Genomic DNA, 17,736 nt, shown 5'->3' on the forward strand with positions numbered 1-17,736 from the left:
GGCGCTCAGCGCACGGTGGGAATGTCGTCGTCGTCCGGCGCGGCCACACCTTTGAATTGCGCACCGTCGCGGATGTTCTTCTGCACCGTCACCGAGCCGAACAGCGACAGCAGGAAGGCCATGGCGTAGAAGCCTTTCTCGCTGTCGGCGAGCGTGGCGTTCCACAGGCCCACCGTCAGCAGCAGCACGGCCAAGCCCAACGAGAGCCAGCACAAGCCGTAGTAGATGCCGGTGACCGGGATGCCTTCGAGCCGGTCGCGCACCGACTTCTGCAGCGAGACCGCCGAGAACAGCCCGTACATCAGCAGCGTGAAGTAGTAGCCCTTTTCGTTGAGCTGCATCTGGGCGTTCCACAGGCCCGAGAGGTAGGTGAGGGCGCCGACCAGCATGGCCGCCCAGGCGGCGGCCACGAACGCGCCGGTGGGCTTCTGGATGTGGGGTGACTTCTGCATGGGCTCTTCCTCTGGTTTTGAGATGCGCCACTGTAGTGGAAGCGGCGCGGCACACCTTGGCCCAGCAGGTCCCAAAGGTCTTAAACGCCGCGCGCGCGGTCGGCCTTGAAGCGGGCGCGGAAGGCCTCGAAGCTGCCCGCGTCCAGCGCCTCGCGCACCTCGCGCATGAGGTTCAGGTAGTAGTGCAGGTTGTGGATGGTGGCGAGCATGGGGCTGAGCATTTCGCCGCAGCGGTCCAGGTGGTGCAGGTAGGCGCGGCTGAAGCCGTCGCGCCCGCCGTCGGCCCAGCTCACGCCGCTTTTGCCCGCGCAGGCGTGGCAGGTGCAGGTGGCGTCCAGCGGCTGGTGGTCGGTCTTGTGGCGCGCGTTGCGGATCTTCAGGTCGCCAAAGCGCGTGAACAGTGTGCCGTTGCGCGCGTTGCGCGTGGGCATGACGCAGTCGAACATGTCCACGCCATCGGCCACGCCCTGCACCAGGTCTTCGGGCGTGCCCACGCCCATGAGGTAGCGCGGCTTGTGCGCGGGCAGGCGGTGCGGCGTGTGCGCCATGATCTGCAGCATCTGCTCCTTGGGCTCGCCCACGCTCACGCCACCGATGGCGTAGCCGGGGAAATCCATCTCGACCAGCGCGTCCAGCGACTCCTGGCGCAGGTGCTCGAACATGCCGCCCTGCACGATGCCGAACAGCGCGTTGGGGTTTTCCAGCCGCGCGAATTCGTCCTGCGAGCGCTTGGCCCAGCGCCGGCTCATCTCCATGCTCTTGCGCGCCTCGGCCTCGGTGGTGAGGTGGCCGTTTGTCTCATACGGCGTGCACTCGTCAAGCTGCATCACGATGTCGCTGTTCAGGCCGGTCTGGATCTGCATGCTGACCTCGGGCGACATGAAGAGCTTGTCGCCGTTGACCGGCGAGGCGAAGTGCACGCCTTCTTCGGTGATCTTGCGCATCGCGCCGAGCGACCAGACCTGGAAACCACCCGAGTCGGTGAGGATGGGTTTGTGCCATTGCTCGAAGGCGTGCAGGCCGCCGAAGCTGGCCATCACGTCGCGGCCCGGGCGCATCCAGAGGTGGAAGGTGTTGCCCAGGATGATCTGGGCGCCCATGTCGTGCAGGCTTTGTGGCATCACGCCTTTGACGGTGCCATACGTGCCCACGGGCATGAAGATGGGGGTTTCGACCACGCCGTGCTTGAGCGTGAGTCGGCCGCGGCGCGCGTGGCCATCGGTCTTGAGCAGTTCGAACTGGAGCATGGGGGTGATTGTCGCAAAGCGCCGTCGACGGGCTTTTTCGGCCGGACCCGCGATTGACCCTGCTGGCGGCCCGAGGTCGTCTGGATCTCTAGAATTAGGGTTTTCCCTAGTATTTGCGCCTGCACAGCGTGCCGCCCGCGCACGAAAGGTTTCCATGTCCGCATCCCCAGCACCGGCCGCCGCCGCACCGGTCAACTCCCCCCGGAAAGTCGCCATCGCCTCGCTGGTGGGTACCGCGATCGAGTTCTACGACTACTACATCTACGCCGCCGCCGCGGTGCTGGTCTTCAGCCACCAGTTCTTCCCCCAGGGCGATCCGACCGTGGGCATGCTGCTGTCGCTGTCGACCCTGGCGCTGGCCTTCATCGCCCGGCCGATCGGTTCGGCGCTGTTTGGCCACTTTGGCGACCGCATCGGCCGCAAGCGCACGCTGGTGGCGTCCTTGATGACCATGGGCCTGTCCACCGTGGCCATTGGCCTGCTGCCGAGCTACGCGCAGATCGGCATCGCCGCGCCGCTGCTGCTGTGCCTGTTCCGCATCGGGCAGGGCATTGGCCTGGGCGGTGAGTGGGGTGGCGCGGCGCTGGTCGCGACCGAAAACGCGCCCAAGGGCAAGCGCGGCCTGTTCGGCAGCTTCCCGCAACTCGGTGCGCCCATTGGCCTGTTCGCGGCCAACGGCGTGTTCTTCGCCATCACCTGGGCGATCGGCCCCGAGGCGATGGTCGAGTGGGGCTGGCGCATCCCGTTCATCCTGTCCTTCGTGCTGGTGGTGGTGGGCCTGTACGTGCGGCTGACGCTGCACGAAAGCCAGGTGTTCAAAGACGTTGAAAAGGCGGGGCGCCAGCTCAAGGCGCCCGTCAGCGCCGTGTTCACGCGCCACGGTGGCCGCTTGCTGCAGGGCACGCTGATCATGACCACGACCTATGTGTTGTTCTATCTGATGACCGCCTTCGTGCAGGTCTATTCCAAGAGCCCGGCGGTGCTGTCCGAGGCGGGGCACCCGATGGGGTTGGGCATTCCGGCCAACACCTTCACCGGCATCCTGCTGATCGGCTCGATCGTCTTCGGCATCTTCTGCCTGCTCTCGGGCCACCTGGCCGACAGCATCGGTCGCCGCCGCTGGTTGATCTGGATCACGGTGGCCATCATGGCCTTCGGCGCGGTGATGCCTTCCCTGCTGACCCACGGCACGCCGGTGTCGGTGCTGGTCTTCATCGTGGTGGGCATGGTGCTCATGGGTTGCACGTTTGGCCCGATGGCGGCGTTGCTGCCCGAGCTGTTCCCGACGGAGGTGCGCTATTCCGGCGCGTCGATGGCGTACAACCTGGCCTCGATCGTCGGTGCTTCGGTGCCGACCCTGATCGCCATCGATCTGAACAAGCGCTATGGTCTGGTGGGCGTGGGCCTTTACCTGGCGGCCAACGGCGTGCTCACGCTGGCGGCGTTGATCTCGTCGCGCGAGACCATGTCCATCGATCTGGCGAAGGTCGCTTGACGTTCAAGGTTGCCGTGCGATCACGATGACCGTCTTGTTGCGGTCTTCGACGATCCACAGGCGGCCTTCGGCATCGAAGGTGATGCCGGCCGGTGTGCCCATCGGGCGAACGCCCTTCTGAGCCTGCCAGCCGCTCACGAGGTTTTCGCGGGCACCCGTGGGGCGGCCCTGGTCGTCGAGCCGCCAGGCCACGATGCGGTGGCCGCCCGTGCGGTAACCGTGCCAGACCGCCAGCAGCCGACCCGCGAACGGACCCCTGGACACATCCTTCGGTGCGGCGAGCAGCTGCAGCGGCGCCACGTGTGCCGGCCACGCCGCATGCGCTGCGGCGGTTTGAGTGCAACGCGCCCGGCCTTCATAGCCACGCGCCGGCACGGCCTTGCCTTTCGCATCGCTCACGCAATAGGGCCAGCCGTAGGACGCGCCTTCTTTCAGTTCGTTGAGTTCCTCGGCGGGCAGCGTGGTATCGGTGTAGTCCACCGAGTTCTCTGCTTGCCACAAGCGCACCGTGCCGTCGCGCGCGGTGGTGCTGGCCAGGCCGAGGGAGTTGCGCAGGCTGGTCGCCAATGGCTTGAAGCTTTGCAGCGCGAAATCGCTGCCACCGAAGGTGGCCACGTACACGGCGGCACGTGGCTTGGGTCCCGCCATCTCGGGGCAGGGCAAGGGCTGTTGTTGGTCTTCGCCGCGGCAGGCGTCGGTGATCGAACCCATGTTGACCAGCAGACGGCCATCGGGCGTGAACGCCAGTTCCTTGAGGGGGTGCGCGCCGTCGGCGGGCAGGTCGGTGATGACGTCTTGCCGCTGCACAGCCTCGCCCACCGGCGTGCGCCACACCGTACCGGCTTCGCCAATGTAGATGCGCCCGTCCGGCCCTTTCGCCAGTCCGTGTGGGCGGTCCATGCCGGAGGCCAGCACGCGCACGCGCCCCGGCTGACCGCGTGCGATGTCGGTGCGCAGTTCGAGCAGGCGGCCTCGGCGCGGTTCCCAGTTGCCCATGTCGACGATCCAGAACCGGTGCGGCGCTATCTCAAGCAGGCGGCGCGGCATGCGCAGGCCATCGCGCGCATCGGCCACCAGGCCCGCGCACCAGCCAGCGGGCACGGTGAGCGCCACGCCGGGGTGACCGGCGCAGGTGGCCTTTGCCGCGTAGGGCGGCTCGGCGGCGGGCGTGGCGTGCGGCAGCAGCGGTGTGATGAGCAGCGCGGCGAGGCGATTCGCGACGGAGGATCGCATGGGGCTGTGGCAAAAGCGGTGGGGTTGTGGCGTCATGCGTTCATTCCTCGTCCGTGGGCATGCCCCAGCGCCGGAACTCGTCGGCAAACGCGCTCAGCGGCAGCAGACCCGCGGCGGTGTGCGCACCAGGCGGCAGGGCGTGGAGCTGCCGCGCGAGCAGGAGGGCGGGCATGGTGGGGATTTCCGGTCCATGGCCGAGGCCTGCCGTCACGTGCCAGGCGCGGCGGATCGCCTGGCCCTTCGCGTCGAGGCCCGCGACGCGCACCACCATGCCGCCCAGCGCGCTGCCCCAGGGGTCGAGCAGCGGCGCGAGCGTGTTGAGCCATGGGGCCAGTCGCTCCGGCCGGTTCAGCCAACCCCGCCGGCGTGCGGTGGCCATCCAGGAGAACGCGCGTTGCGACAGTGGCACCTCGAGTGCGGCCTCCACCCGCATCTCGTCGCGCACCCGGTAGCGCGCGGGGAAGAGTTCCAGGTCGGGCACATCGCACAAGGCCCCCAGGCGAGGGCGCATGCGCGCGAATTCGACGCGCTGCCGCTTTTCCCAACCCGAGTCCTGTTGCCACGCGCCGTCGCGCCACACCTCAACGGGTGCGCCGCAATAGCTGAGCACGCCCGCGATCGTGGCCGCACCGCGCGGCGCGGTTTGTGCCGGTGCGATGCAGATGTCGATCGCATGGATGGCCTGCCACCCCTCGGTGAGGTGATCGACCACCGCCGACGACAGCGCGGGCACCGTGCTGGCGCCGCTGATGGCGGTGCGACCGGCGCGCACGAAGCTGTCGTGCAGCGCGGCGGGAAAGTCGCAGACGAAGCGGCGGCCGTCGGCGAGGTCGATGTAGTGGCAGCCCGCCTCGGCACAGGCGCGCGCGACCGCGTAGCCCTGTGCCTGGAATGGCCCGGCGGTGTGGATGACCAGGCCAATGCCTTCTGCGCGCAGAACCGTGGCGAGTTCCGTGTTGCCCGCATCGATCCGCAGGGCCGACACGCTGCCGCCCAACTCGGCGGCCAGGCGGTTCGCGCGGTCCGCGTCGCGCCCTCCCACCACGACTTGCAACTCTGCGTCGCGCGCCAGCGAGCGAACCAGACGCGCGCCGAAGTTGCCATACCCGCCCAACACCAGTGTCTTCAGCGGTGGCATGCGGGCTTTCTCAGGAACGGCGCAGCAGCATGGCATCGCCATAGCTGAAGAAGCGGTAGCGCTGCGCGATGGCGTGGTCGTACAGCGCGCGGATGTGGTCGTAGCCGGCGAAGGCGCTCACCAGCATCATCAGCGTGGACTGCGGCAGGTGGAAGTTGGTGACCATCAGGTCCACCACGCGAAAGCCGAAGCCCGGGGTGATGAAGATGTTGGTGTCGCCCTGCGTCTCGCCCGAGCGCGCCCAGCTCTCCAGCGTGCGCACGGTGGTCGTGCCCACGGCGACCACGCGGCCGCCGCGCGCGCGGCAATCGGCGATGGCTTGCAAGGTGTCGGGCGGGATGGCGTAGCGCTCGTGGTGCATCACGTGGTCTTCGATGCGCCCGGCTTTCATGGGCGCGAAAGTGCCCGCGCCCACGTGCAGCGTGACGCTGGCGCGCCGCACGCCGCGCGCGTCGAGCGCGGCCAGCACGGCGTCGTCGAAGTGCAGCGCGGCGGTGGGCGCGGCCACCGCACCGGGCACGCGCGCGAACACGGTCTGGTAGCGGCGCTCGTCGTCCGCATCGTCGCCGTGGTCGATGTAGGGTGGCAGCGGCACGTGGCCGTGGCGCGCCATCAGGTCGTACGGCGTGTCGTCCGCAGGGCCGTGCAGGCGGAAGCGGAACAGCTGGCCTTGCGCGTCGGGCCAGCGCCCGAGGTAGACCGCGTCGAAGCCACCGCCTTCAAGGCCGCCGGCCATGTGCAGCCGTCCACCGGGCTGCGGCTTCTTGCTCACACGCACGTGCGCCACCACTTCGTGCGCCGAACCGTCGAGGGCTTCGTGCGGCAGCAGCACGCGCTCGATCAGCATCTCGAGCTGGCCGCCGCTGGCCTTCTGGCCGAAGAGGCGCGCTTTCACGACTTGCGTGTCGTTGAACACCAGCAGGTCGCCCGCGTTGAGCAACGAGGGCAGGTCGCGAAAGATGCGGTCCACCGGCGCATCGCCCGTGCCGTCGAGCAAACGCGAGGCACTGCGCTCGGGCGCGGGGTGCTGGGCGATCAGCTCGGAGGGGAGTTGGAAATCGAAGTCGGCGACGGTGAAGGCGCGCGCGACGGTGTCGGAAGAAGAGGTCATGCTGCTTGAGGGCTGAACAAGCCCGTGCCAAGTGAAAAGGAGACGATGAAGAACCGGGCAGAATTGTCCCATGCCCGATGCCGCCCCGACCCGCAAGCCGCTCTCCGCCCCGCAGAAGGCCATGCACAAACTCGGGCTGGTGCGCGACATCGACCTGGCGCTGCACCTGCCGCTGCGCTACGAGGACGAGACGCGCATCGTCACGCTGCGCGGCGCGCGCGACGGGCAGCTGGCGCAGATCGAAGGCACGGTGACGAACAACGAAATCAGCTTTCGCCCGCGCCGCCAGTTGCTGGTGACGCTGGACGACGGCACCGACACCTGCACGCTGCGCTTCTTCACCTTCTACCCGGCGCACCAGAAAACATTGGCCGTGGGCGAAAGGGTGCGCGTGCGTGGTGAACTGCGCGGCGGCTTCCTGGGCTGGACCATGGTGCACCCCGCGTTCCACGCGGCGGGTGGCGAATTGCCCGATGCGCTCACGCCCGTCTACCCGACCAGCGCGCAGTTGCCGCAGGCGTATCTGCGCAAGGCTGTGGCCAGCGGTGTGCAGCGCGCGGACCTGAGCGAGACGTTGCCACCGGCGTTGCTGGGCGGCTTGCAGGCGGTGGTGCGCGGCACCTGGACCCTGCGCGACGCCTTGCGCTACCTGCACCACCCGGGGCCGGACGTGTCGCTCGACGCCCTGGAAGACCGCAGCCACCCCGCCTGGCAGCGCCTCAAGGCCGAGGAGTTGCTGGCCCAGCAGTTGTCGCAGTTCACCGCCAAGCAGGAGCGTGCGGCTTTGCGCGCGCCGGCCTTGCGCGCCGCGCCGGGCGGCTTGCACGAGCAGTTGCTGGGGGTGTTGCCCTTTCAGCTCACCACCGCGCAGCGCCGCGTGGGCGAGGAAATCGCGCACGATCTGACGCGCCAGGTGCCGATGCACCGCCTGCTGCAGGGCGACGTGGGCTCGGGCAAGACGGTGGTGGCCGCGCTCGCCGCTGCCATCGCGATCGACGCGGGCTGGCAGTGCGCGCTGATGGCGCCGACCGAAATCCTGGCCGAGCAGCACTTCGCCAAACTCATCGGCTGGCTGGAGCCGCTGCTCGCGCCGCTGGGCAAACGCGTGGCCTGGCTCACCGGCAGCCAGAAGAAAAAGCAGCGCGGCGAAATGCTCGCGCTGATCGCCAGCGGCGAAGCGGCGCTGGTGGTGGGCACGCACGCCGTCATCCAGGAACAGGTGGTCTTCAAGAACCTCGCCCTGGCCATCATCGACGAGCAACACCGCTTCGGGGTGGCGCAGCGGCTGGCGCTGCGCAGCAAGGTGGGCGTGGCGGAGGACGGCACCGAGCAGGAGCCCCACCTGCTCATGATGACGGCCACCCCGATCCCGCGCACGCTCGCCATGAGCTATTACGCCGACCTCGACGTCTCCACCATCGACGAGCTGCCGCCCGGGCGCACGCCCATCGTCACCAAGGTGGTCGCCGACAGCCGCCGCGCCGAGGTGGTCGAGCGCATCCGCAGCCAGGTCGCGCAAGGCCGGCAGGTCTACTGGGTCTGTCCGCTGATCGAGGAGAGCGAGGCGATCGACCTGTCGAACGCCACCGCCACGCACGCCGAACTGTCGCAGGCCTTGCCCGGCGTCCTCGTGGGCCTCCTCCATTCGCGCATGCCGGTGGCGGAGAAGAAGGCCGTGATGGCGCTCTTCACCGCCGGGCAGATGGGCGTGCTGGTCTCCACCACCGTGATCGAAGTGGGGGTGGACGTTCCCAATGCTTCGCTGATGGTGATCGAACACGCCGAGCGTTTCGGCCTCTCCCAACTGCACCAGCTGCGCGGCCGCGTTGGCCGCGGCGCGGCGGCGTCGGCCTGTGTGTTGATGTACACGCCACCCGATGGGGGGCGTCTGGGCGAGACCGCGCGCGAGCGCCTGCGGGCCATGGCCGACACCAACGACGGCTTCGAGATTGCCCGGCGCGACCTGGAGATCCGCGGCCCCGGCGAGTTTCTCGGCGCACGCCAGTCGGGTGCCCCCTTGCTGCGTTTCGCCGATCTCGCCACCGACACCCACCTGCTCGAATGGGCGCGCGAGGCGGCGCCGGTGATGCTCACCCAATACCCACAGGCCGCGGAAAAACACATCGCGCGCTGGTTGGGCGGCAAGGCGGAGTACCTGAAAGCCTGAGTGTTTGGGTGCGGCGGCGAGCGCACACCAGGCCGCTGGCGCAAAATACTTCGTCATGACGCTGACCGAACTCAAATACATCGTCGCCGTGGCGCGCGAGAAGCACTTCGGCAAAGCGGCCGAGGCCTGCTTCGTCTCGCAGCCCACGCTGTCGGTCGCCATCAAGAAGCTGGAAGAAGAGCTGGAGCTCAAGATCTTCGAGCGCAACGCCAACGAAATCGCCGTCACGCCGCTGGGCGAAGACATCGTGCGCCAGGCGCAGACCGTGCTGGAGCAGGCCGCGGCCATCAAGGAAATCGCCAAGCGCGGCAAGGACCCGCTGGCCGGGCCGTTGCGCCTGGGGGTGATCTACACCATCGGCCCCTACCTGCTGCCGGACCTGGTGCGCAACGTCATCGACCGCACGCCGCAGATGCCGCTGATGCTGCAGGAGAACTTCACCGTCAAGCTGCTGGAGCAACTGCGCCTGGGCGAGATCGACTGCGCCATCCTGGCCGAGCCGTTCCCCGACACCAACCTCGCGATCGCGCCGCTGTACGACGAACCCTTCCTGGCGGCGGTGCCCCACACGCACCCGCTCGCCCGGCAGGACAGCATCACCAACGAGGAACTCAAGCGCGAGACCATGCTGCTGCTGGGCACCGGCCACTGCTTCCGCGACCACGTGCTCGAGGTCTGCCCCGAATTCGCGCGCTTCTCCAACGACGCGGAGGGCATCCGCAAGAGCTTCGAAGGCTCGTCGCTGGAGACCATCAAGCACATGGTGGCCGCCGGCATGGGCGTGACGCTGGTGCCGCGTTTGTCGGTGCCCTCATCGGCGTTGCAGGGCGCGACCGCGCCGGGGCAGGACTTCGGCGACTCTTCTTATGTGCGCTACCTGCCGTTCAAAGGCGAAGCGCCCACGCGGCGCGTGGTGCTGGCCTGGCGGCGCAGCTTCACGCGCTATGAGGCGATCGCCGAGCTGCGCAACGCGATCTATGCCTGCGAGCTGCCGGGCGTCAAACGCTTGTCTTAACCTCTCTCTCTCTTTTTTTCCATCGTTTCACAAGGAGCAGTACCCATGGCCAAAACCAGCGCAAAAGCCGCAGCCCCCTCGATCAACATCGGCATCGCGGAGAAGGACCGCGCCGCCATCGCCAAAGGCTTGTCCCATTTGCTGGCCGACACGTACACGCTGTACCTGACCACGCACAACTTCCACTGGAACGTGACCGGTCCGATGTTCACCTCGCTGCACACGATGTTCATGACTCAATACACCGAGTTGTGGAACGCGGTCGATCCGGTCGCCGAACGCATCCGTTCGCTGGGCCACGCTGCGCCGGGCAGCTACGCGCAGTTCGGCAAGCTCAGCTCGGTGCCCGACGCGCCGGCCATGCCGCCGAAAGCGCTGGAGATGGTGCGCATCCTGGTGCAGGGCCACGAAGCCGTGGCGCGCACGGCGCGCCAGCTGTTCCCTGTGGTGGACAAGGCCGGTGACGAGCCCACCGCCGACCTGCTGACCCAGCGCCTGACCGTGCACGAGCAGACCGCGTGGATGCTGCGCTCCTTGCTCGAGGAATAACCCACCCCCGCGCCGCGCCGGTGGCGCGTCACCCCCTCAAGGGGGCAATGCCTGCGGACCGGCGGAGCCGGATCCGCGGCATTTCTTGGTGGGGTGAGCTTCACTCCAAAATCACTTTTCTTTTTTCGGTTTTCGCATGCCTTTGCGTCTGGCCCTCTACCTCGACCTGATCCGCTGGAACCGCCCCGCAGGCTGGCTGCTGCTGTTGTGGCCGTCGCTGGCCGCGCTGTGGGTGGCGGCGGGCGGCTTCCCGGGCTGGCATCTGCTGGCGGTGTTCGTGTTCGGCACCATCCTCATGCGCAGCGCCGGCTGCTGCGTGAACGACGTGGCCGACCGCGACTTCGACAAACACGTCAAGCGCACCGCGCAGCGCCCGGTCACCTCCGGCAAGGTCTCCACGCGCGAGGCGCTCGCGGTGGGCGCGGTGCTGGCGCTGGCGGCCTTCGCGCTGGTGCTCACCACCAACACGCTCACGGTATGGATGTCGTTCGCGGCGCTGGCGATCACGCTGGTCTACCCGTATGCGAAACGCTATGTGTCCATGCCGCAGGCGGTGCTGGGCGTGGCGTTCAGCTTCGGCGTGCCCATGGCCTTTTCGGCGGTGCAGTCGCAGGTGCCGTTGCCGGCCTGGGTGCTGCTGATCGGCAACCTGTTCTGGGTGCTGGCCTACGACACCGAGTACGCCATGGTGGACCGCGACGACGACCTGCGCATCGGCATGAAGACCTCGGCGATCACGCTGGGCCAAGCCGACGTGCCCGCCGTCACCGCGTTCTACCTGGTGTTTCTCGCGGTGTGGACCTGGGCACTGTGGAGCGTGGTGAACCCCTGGGTGTGGATGGCCATGCTGGTGGTGGCGCTGGCCCAGGTGGCCTGGCATTTCAGTCTCATCAAGGACCGCACCCGCGACGGCTGCTTCAAGGCCTTCCGGCTCAACCACTGGCTGGGCTTCACCGTGTTCGCGGGCGTGGTGCTGGGCTTGCTGCGCTGAACCGTCCAGCCGCTAGTCGAGCTTGGCGCCCGAGGTCTTGATGGCCTGGCCCCACACGCCGATGTCTTCGCGCAATTGCGCGGCGAACTCGGTCGGCGTGTTGCACACCACCTGCACGCCCAGGGTCTCCATCTTCGCGACGAAATCCGGCTCCTTCGCCAGGGCCGCGAGTTCGGCCGCGATGCGGTCGACGACGGCCTTGGGCGTCTGGGCGGGCGCGCTCAAGCCGTTCCAGGTGGCCGAGCGAAAGCCCGCGTAGCCGGCCTCCGACACGGTTGGCACATCGGGCAACTGCGACAGGCGCTTGCTGCTGGAAACCGCGAGCACGCGCACGCGGTTGCCACCCATGTGCGGCAGCACTTCGGGCACGTTGGCAAAGTAGACCGGCATGTGGCCGGCCATCACGTCGGCCATGGCGGGCGCGCCGCCCTTGTAGGTGATGTGCACCATGTCCAGCTGCGCGCGTTGCGCGAACATCGCCATGGACAGGTGGCTCACGCTGCCATTGCCTGCGGAGGCATACGACACCTTGCCCGGCGCTGCCTTGGCCGTGGCCACGAACTCCGACAATGTTTTGGCCGTTGAGCCCGGCCCCACCGCCAGCGCGAACACGTTGCTCGCGACGATCGAGATCGGCTCGAAGTCCTTCACCGGGTCGTACTTGGTCTTGGTCAGCTGCGGCAGGATCGCCATCTGCGGCGCCGTGGACATGAACAAGGTGTAGCCGTCGGCCGGGGCGCGCATCACGGCTTCGGCGGCCAATGCGCCGTTGGCGCCGGGCCGGTTCTCCACGATCACCGAGGTGTTGAGCTTGCGCGCCAGCGATTCGGCCGTCACACGGGCGATGCTGTCCGTGTTGCCACCGGCTGCGAACGGCACCAGGATGCGGATGGGTTTGTTGGGCCAGTTCTGCTGCGCTAACGCGGCCGAACCGAGGAGGGCGAGAACGAGGAAGGTGCCAAGGGCACGAAGGCTGGGCATGGAGGTTTCCTTTCTGGACTGGCGTGGATCATTTGGCTTGGGCCGCTTCCGATGTCTCCTCGAATGAGCTGCGCGCGGCATCGCAGGCTTGTTGAACGTGATGGACAGCGGCCGCGCGCGCGGACCGGGCGTTGCGCGCTTCGATCGCCGTGAACATGTCGGTGAGCTCGGCCAGGCTGTGGCGAGCGCGGCCGGGCGTCGCCATGGAGCGCGATCGCAGGAAGTTGATGCGGGCGATCAGGCCTTGCAGCATCTCCGCGATGATCCGGTTGCCGCAGCCGGCGAGGATCACCTGGTAGAAGCGGGCGGTGGATTCCAGGCGCTCGGGTGCATCGCCCTTTTTCACGGCGCGCTCGAAGTCCTTGAGCGCCTGGCGCATCTGCTCGATGCCGGCTTCGTCCGCGCGCGATGCGTACAGGTAACAGGCCTCGCCCTCGAGCATGGCGCGCACGTGGTAGATCTCCAGCGCTTCTTCGATGCCGACGTCGGCGATGAAGGGCCCGCGGTTGGGGATGATGGTCACCAGCTTCTCCGCCGCGAGCTGCCGCAGCGCCTCGCGCAAGGAGCCGCGGCTGATGCCGAGCATCTCGCCCAAGGTGGCCTCGACCAGCTTCTCGCCGGGCTGGAACACGCCGCGCAGGATGGCGGTGCGCATTTTTTCGACCGCTTGTTCCTGCACGCTCTGGCTTTGAATCTTCAGGTCCATGGGGTTGTTTCCTCTCGTTGTCATGCTTGGGCTGCTGAATGGGTGGCGGTCTGCCGCGCGCCCTGGCGCTGGAACAGCAGGTAGTGCGCGTTGAACCAGGGTTCGCTGGCCAGGCGGGCGCGCCAGGGTGTGGCACGCGCCCGCTTCCGTTCGGGAGAGTTCAGCGCGTCTTCGTGGGCGAGGTAGTGCAGGGCGAGGTGTGTCCAACGGCCGGGCTCGCCGTCGCGGATGCGAAAGCGCCGGCACATCAGCCAGTCCTGGTTGCCGAACAGCAGGGGCACGTGGTCCTGCTCGTACCAGGCGTTGAAGTCGTCCTCCCGCGCTTCGGGCACGTTGAAGAACACCGGGTAGAGCACCGCCGCGCCCAGCGCGTCGGCCGTGGCGTGCGGCGCGGTGGCTTGCCAGATCGTGTCGCACAGGTAGCGTGTGAAGCCGGAGACCGCACCCAGCATGTGGCGCGAGCGTTCGCTGGGTTGGCCCTTGACTTGCTGGTAGGCCGGGGATTGCAGCGTGTCCAGCGAATCCATCTCATAGACCGCGAGGTAGCTCGCGTCCTTGAGCGACCGGTAGCGCTGGGCGGAGCGAAAGCCCGGCACGCCCATGCGCAGCGGGATGTGTTCCTCGTCGTACCAATGGTTGAAAGACGCCTCCTCGTTGGGGGGCGGCGTCATCTCGGAGAACAGGATGGAGTGGCCTTGCATGGTGACCTCGATCGATAAATTGTTTGACAATTCTACGATCTGACAAAAATAATGCAACACCTTTTCACGGAACAACCAGGAGATGCCATGCAGCTGAAGATCAAACGCACCATGACGGTGATCGACAACCAACTCATCGACCACCAGGGGCTGGTGGCCGAGCCACCGCTGGTGAGGGCCGCCGTGGTGGTGGTCGTGGACAACCCCTTCGCGGGGCGCTATGTCGAAGACCTCACGCCCTATATTCGTGCCAGCGTCGGGATCGGCGAGCGCATGGGCGCCATGGCGGTGCAGGCGATGGGGGGCCACGGCGTCGAGAGCTACGGCAAGGCCGGCCTGGTCGGCATCCATGGCGAGCAGGAGCACGCCAATGCCTTGTTGACCAGCGACTTCGCCGAGCCGATCCGCCGCGCCATTGGTGGTGGCAAGGCCTGGATTTCGTCGATGACCAAGGTGGTCACGCCCGGCACACCGATCGACGTGCCCATGAACCACCGCCACGCGGTCTATGTGCGCTCGCACTACAACGGCATGACGCTCACGCTGCACGATGTGCCCGGTCCCGAAGAAATCGCCATGATTTTCTGTCTTGCCAGCCGTGGGCGCCTGAACGCCCGCGTGGGTGGCATCGCCCACGCCGACGTCAAAGGCGTCGACGGTCTTGTCTGAAACCTGAACAAAGGAAAGCCGCCATGAAGACTGCCATCGTGAACCTCGGGACCATCGTCTCGGGAGACTGGCGCGACCCGTTCTGCGCCGGCGACACCCTCCTCATGGAGGGTGGACGGATCGTGTCGGTGGGCACGGCGTCCTGCGACGCGGTGAACGCTTGCGACGTCGTGATCGACGCGGGGGGCGCCACCGCCATCCCTGGCCTGATCGACTCGCAGATCCACAACACCTTCGGCGATTACACGCCGCGCCAGAAGACGGTCGGCTTCCTCGAGAGCTATGTGCACGGGGGCACCACCACCTGCATCAGCGCGTCCGAGGTGCACGTGCCGGGCCGGCCCAAGGACCCGGCGGGCGTAAAGGCGCTGGCGGTGGCAGCGAAGAAATGTTTTGACGACTTCCGCCCCGGTGGCATGAAGGTGCACGCCGGCTCCATCATCCTGGAGCCGGGCCTGACCGAGGCCGATTTCGCGGACGTGGCGTCGCAAGGCGTGTGGCTGGCCAAGGCCGGGTTTGGCGGCGTGCTGACACCGTACGACTACGTGCCCATGATCGCCTGGGCGCGCAAGCACGGCATGATCACCACGGTGCACACGGGCGGCTCGTCCATTCCGGGTTCGGCCGGCATCTGGGCCGAGCACCTCATCGCGATGAACCCGCACGTGTCCTTCCACGTCAACGGCGGACCGGTGGCCATGCCCGACGAGGGGTTCCCGCGCATGGTGCACGAGAGCGAGATCGCACTGCAGGTGTGCACGGCGGGCAACCTGCGCACCACGCTGCTGCTGGGCGAGATGACGATGCAGGCGGACAAGTTCGACCGCTTTCTCATCGCCACCGACACACCGACCGGCAGCGGCATCATGCCGCTGGGCATGATGTACACCATCACCCACCTCGCCAGCCTGGGCAACATGCCGGTCGAATGGGCGATCGCGGCGGCCACCGGCAACAACGCGCGCGTCTATGGCCTGAACAACGGCTTCCTGCGGGCCGGCAAGGACGCCGACGTGGTCATCCTCGATGCCTGTGTCGGTGGATCGAAGCACAACGCGCTGGACGCGCTGAAGAACGGCGACATCGCCGCCGTGGCCGCGGTGGTGACCAACGGCATTCCCCGCTTCGTCGGCCGCAGCCGCAACACGCCGGCGTCGATGAAAACCGTGCGCGTCGCGCGCAATCAGATCCCGCACGACTTTTCCGGTGGAGGCCACTGATGAGCAAATCCCAACATGTGATCGTGGCTGGCGCGGGGCCGGTGGGCGTGGTCGCCGCCATCGCGTGCGCGCAGCGCGGCTTTCGCGTCACCCTGCTGGAGGCGGCGGACCGCATCGACGACAACCCGCGCGCGGCCACCACCCACCCGTCCACGCTGGAGTACCTGCACCAGGTCGGCATCATCGACACCTTCATCGACCGCGGGTTGGTGGCGCGCTACTTCCAGTTCTGGGACCGCGACACGCGCAGCCGCGTGGCGCAGTTCGACCACGATCTGCTGAAGGACGAAACCGCGTTCCCCTTCGTCGTGCAGACCGAGCAGCACAAGCTGGTGCGCATCGGGCTGGACCGGCTCGCGACCTTTCCCGACACCGCGTTCCGCTCCGGCACACGCGTCACCGCGGTCGAGCAAGACGCGAACGCCGTGACGGTGACGGTGGAATCCGTTGGCGGCACCGAACGCCTCAGCGCGGACTACCTGGTGGCCTCGGACGGCGGGCGCAGCGTGATCCGCAAGGCATTGGAGATCCCGTTCGAGGGCTACACCTGGCCCGAGCGCTTCACCGTGTTGACCACGCTGCACGATTTCGAGAAGTCCCTGGGCTGCTGCTACCGCAACTACCTGGCGGGTTCGCAGGAGTGGGCCAACCTGTTCAAGGTGGCCGGGGACGACATGGCCGGCCGCTGGCGCGCCGTGTTCCCTACGCAGGAGCAGGAGAGCGACGAGCAGGCCTTGAGCGACGGTGCGGTCCGCGCGCGCTTGCAAGGCATTGACGAGAGCTGCTCGCTCGACGACGTCGTCCACCGCAACATCTACAACGTGCACCAGCGGGTGGCGGCGCGCTTTCGCGTGGGGCGCATCTACCTGGCGGGCGATGCGTCCCACCTCAACAACCCCATCGGTGGCCTCGGCCTGAACTGCGGCGTGCACGATGCGATGGAACTGGCGACCACACTGGAGGCGGCGCGCAACGGTGCCTCCGAAGACGAGCTCGATCGTTACGACCGACGCCGCCGCAAGCTCAACGTCGACTTCATCCAGGAGCAAACCATCTCGAACAAGAAGCGGCTGGAGGAGCGCGACCCGGCGGCGCGGGCGCAGCGCCTGGACGAACTGCGGGCGATCGAAGCCGACCCGGTGCGCCAGAAGCAGTTCCTCATGCGCTCGTCGCTGCTGGCCAGCGCGCGGCAGGCGAACGACATCGCCTGAACCCGCGCCGACCTCAGCGCCCGAACTCCTTGCCGAGTTCTTCCGCGCGGTGCTGCGCCGCGAACAGCGCCTCTTCGAACTTCGCCTTCAGGCCCGCCGCGTCCATCGACCTGAGCGCCGCGTAGGTCGTGCCACCCTTGGAGGTGACGCGCTCGCGCAGCGTCTGCGGCGGGTCTTCCGAGCGCTGTGCCAGCGTGGCCGCGCCGACGAAGGTGCCCACGGCGAGCTGGTAGGCCACCTCGGGCGGCAGGCCCATGCGGCTGCCCGCGTCCCGCATGGCTTCGAGGAAATAGAACACGTAGGCCGGACCCGAGCCCGAGAGCGCGGTGACGGCGTCGAGCTGCGCTTCCTCGGCTACCCACACCAGGTCCCCGGTGGTCTTCACAACGGCTTCGACCAGCGCGCGGTCGCCATCGCCGGCACCCGCGCGGGCATACAGACCCGTCATGCCCAGGCCGACGAGCGCCGGTGTGTTCGGCATGGCGCGCACGATGCGCTGGGTCTGCAACCAGCCGGCCATGCTCTCGCTGGTGATGCCGGCGGCCACGCTCAGGTGCAGCGCGTTGGCCAGGTGCGGCTGGCTGGCGAGCGCGGCTTCCTTGAAGGTTTGCGGTTTCACGGCCCACACCACGAGGTTCGAAGGCTTGAGCGCCGCGCTGGCAGCGGGCAGCAATGCCATGCCGGGGAACTGTTGTTCCAGCTTCGTGCGTTGCTCGTCCCAGGGTTCAACGATCTGCAATGCGCTCGCGGGATGGCCCTGGCGGATCAGGCCGCCAACGATGGCGCTGGCCATGTTGCCGCCGCCGATGAAAGTGATGGTGGGGTGGGTGGATGCGGTGTTCATCGCTCC

Annotated in this window: 17 protein-coding genes; 8 read left to right on the forward strand and 9 right to left on the reverse strand. The window is 67.7% G+C overall.

Annotated elements, in window-relative coordinates:
• Window positions 1-5 precede the first annotated feature (5 nt).
• The gene (yiaA, locus tag FFS09_RS02375) at window positions 6-452 is read right to left on the reverse strand and encodes an inner membrane protein YiaA (RefSeq protein ID WP_137917266.1); all 447 of its coding nucleotides are present in this window, start codon (window positions 450-452) and stop codon (window positions 6-8) included.
• Between the two features lie 80 nt (window positions 453-532).
• Window positions 533-1,699: a tRNA guanosine(34) transglycosylase Tgt gene (tgt, locus tag FFS09_RS02380; protein WP_137917267.1), complete on the reverse strand. Its 1,167-nt coding sequence runs from the start codon at window positions 1,697-1,699 to the stop codon at window positions 533-535.
• 154 nt (window positions 1,700-1,853) lie between these two features.
• Here tgt and FFS09_RS02385 point away from each other — a divergent pair, with 154 nt between their 5' ends.
• A complete protein-coding gene (locus tag FFS09_RS02385) occupies window positions 1,854-3,194 on the forward strand; it encodes an MFS transporter (protein ID WP_137917268.1) in 1,341 nt (446 codons plus the stop codon).
• Between the two features lie 3 nt (window positions 3,195-3,197).
• Here FFS09_RS02385 and FFS09_RS02390 read toward each other — a convergent pair whose 3' ends face one another.
• Genes FFS09_RS02390 through queA form a run of 3 tightly spaced genes read right to left on the reverse strand, consistent with a single transcriptional unit; the run spans window position 3,198 to window position 6,676 of the window.
• Window positions 3,198-4,463, reverse strand: a complete 1,266-nt coding sequence (locus tag FFS09_RS02390) for a PQQ-dependent sugar dehydrogenase (RefSeq protein WP_171019837.1) — start codon at window positions 4,461-4,463, stop codon at window positions 3,198-3,200.
• Between the two features lie 4 nt (window positions 4,464-4,467).
• Window positions 4,468-5,565, reverse strand: a complete 1,098-nt coding sequence (locus FFS09_RS02395) for a saccharopine dehydrogenase family protein (protein WP_252374197.1) — start codon at window positions 5,563-5,565, stop codon at window positions 4,468-4,470.
• 10 nt (window positions 5,566-5,575) lie between these two features.
• Window positions 5,576-6,676, reverse strand: coding sequence for a tRNA preQ1(34) S-adenosylmethionine ribosyltransferase-isomerase QueA (gene queA, locus FFS09_RS02400; protein WP_137917270.1), 1,101 nt, complete (start codon window positions 6,674-6,676; stop codon window positions 5,576-5,578).
• A gap of 70 nt (window positions 6,677-6,746) precedes the next feature.
• Here queA and recG point away from each other — a divergent pair, with 70 nt between their 5' ends.
• The 4 genes from recG to ubiA all read left to right on the forward strand — a co-directional run bounded on the left by recG (window position 6,747) and on the right by ubiA (window position 11,398).
• The gene (gene recG, locus FFS09_RS02405) at window positions 6,747-8,843 is read left to right on the forward strand and encodes an ATP-dependent DNA helicase RecG (protein ID WP_137917271.1); all 2,097 of its coding nucleotides are present in this window, start codon (window positions 6,747-6,749) and stop codon (window positions 8,841-8,843) included.
• A gap of 55 nt (window positions 8,844-8,898) precedes the next feature.
• Window positions 8,899-9,858 carry a hydrogen peroxide-inducible genes activator gene (locus FFS09_RS02410; protein WP_137917272.1) on the forward strand — a complete coding sequence of 320 codons (960 nt, stop codon included), beginning with the start codon at window positions 8,899-8,901 and terminating at the stop codon, window positions 9,856-9,858.
• 45 nt (window positions 9,859-9,903) lie between these two features.
• Complete coding sequence (locus FFS09_RS02415; protein WP_137917273.1) at window positions 9,904-10,407, forward strand: Dps family protein; 504 nt, start codon at window positions 9,904-9,906, stop codon at window positions 10,405-10,407.
• A 136-nt stretch (window positions 10,408-10,543) separates the two neighbouring features.
• On the forward strand, window positions 10,544-11,398 hold the full coding sequence (gene ubiA, locus FFS09_RS02420; protein WP_137917274.1) for a 4-hydroxybenzoate octaprenyltransferase: 855 nt from the start codon (window positions 10,544-10,546) through the stop codon (window positions 11,396-11,398).
• A gap of 12 nt (window positions 11,399-11,410) precedes the next feature.
• Here the strand turns inward: ubiA and FFS09_RS02425 are convergent, their stop codons facing one another.
• From FFS09_RS02425 to FFS09_RS02435, 3 genes are read right to left on the reverse strand one after another with little or no spacing between them, the layout of a single operon-like run.
• On the reverse strand, window positions 11,411-12,379 hold the full coding sequence (locus FFS09_RS02425; protein WP_171019838.1) for a Bug family tripartite tricarboxylate transporter substrate binding protein: 969 nt from the start codon (window positions 12,377-12,379) through the stop codon (window positions 11,411-11,413).
• A 28-nt stretch (window positions 12,380-12,407) separates the two neighbouring features.
• The gene (locus FFS09_RS02430) at window positions 12,408-13,085 is read right to left on the reverse strand and encodes a GntR family transcriptional regulator (protein ID WP_171019839.1); all 678 of its coding nucleotides are present in this window, start codon (window positions 13,083-13,085) and stop codon (window positions 12,408-12,410) included.
• 20 nt (window positions 13,086-13,105) lie between these two features.
• Complete coding sequence (locus FFS09_RS02435) at window positions 13,106-13,786, reverse strand: DUF4286 family protein (RefSeq protein WP_137917277.1); 681 nt, start codon at window positions 13,784-13,786, stop codon at window positions 13,106-13,108.
• 87 nt (window positions 13,787-13,873) lie between these two features.
• Between FFS09_RS02435 and FFS09_RS02440 the strand changes: the two genes are divergently transcribed.
• The 3 genes from FFS09_RS02440 to FFS09_RS02450 are packed head-to-tail and all read left to right on the forward strand — an operon-like array spanning window position 13,874 to window position 16,886.
• A complete protein-coding gene (locus tag FFS09_RS02440; protein ID WP_171019840.1) occupies window positions 13,874-14,455 on the forward strand; it encodes an amino acid synthesis family protein in 582 nt (193 codons plus the stop codon).
• A 23-nt stretch (window positions 14,456-14,478) separates the two neighbouring features.
• Window positions 14,479-15,675 carry an amidohydrolase family protein gene (locus FFS09_RS02445; RefSeq protein WP_137917279.1) on the forward strand — a complete coding sequence of 399 codons (1,197 nt, stop codon included), beginning with the start codon at window positions 14,479-14,481 and terminating at the stop codon, window positions 15,673-15,675.
• A complete protein-coding gene (locus FFS09_RS02450) occupies window positions 15,675-16,886 on the forward strand; it encodes an FAD-dependent oxidoreductase (protein WP_137917280.1) in 1,212 nt (403 codons plus the stop codon). The genes FFS09_RS02445 and FFS09_RS02450 overlap by 1 nt, the downstream gene beginning before the upstream one ends.
• A 13-nt stretch (window positions 16,887-16,899) precedes the next feature.
• Here the strand turns inward: FFS09_RS02450 and proC are convergent, their stop codons facing one another.
• Window positions 16,900-17,730 carry a pyrroline-5-carboxylate reductase gene (proC, locus tag FFS09_RS02455; RefSeq protein ID WP_137917281.1) on the reverse strand — a complete coding sequence of 277 codons (831 nt, stop codon included), beginning with the start codon at window positions 17,728-17,730 and terminating at the stop codon, window positions 16,900-16,902.
• Between the last annotated feature and the right edge of the window lie 6 nt (window positions 17,731-17,736).

Origin of the sequence: Hydrogenophaga sp. 2FB (genome assembly GCF_005503365.1) — a bacterium.
Taxonomy (GTDB): Bacteria; Pseudomonadota; Gammaproteobacteria; order Burkholderiales; family Burkholderiaceae_C; genus Hydrogenophaga.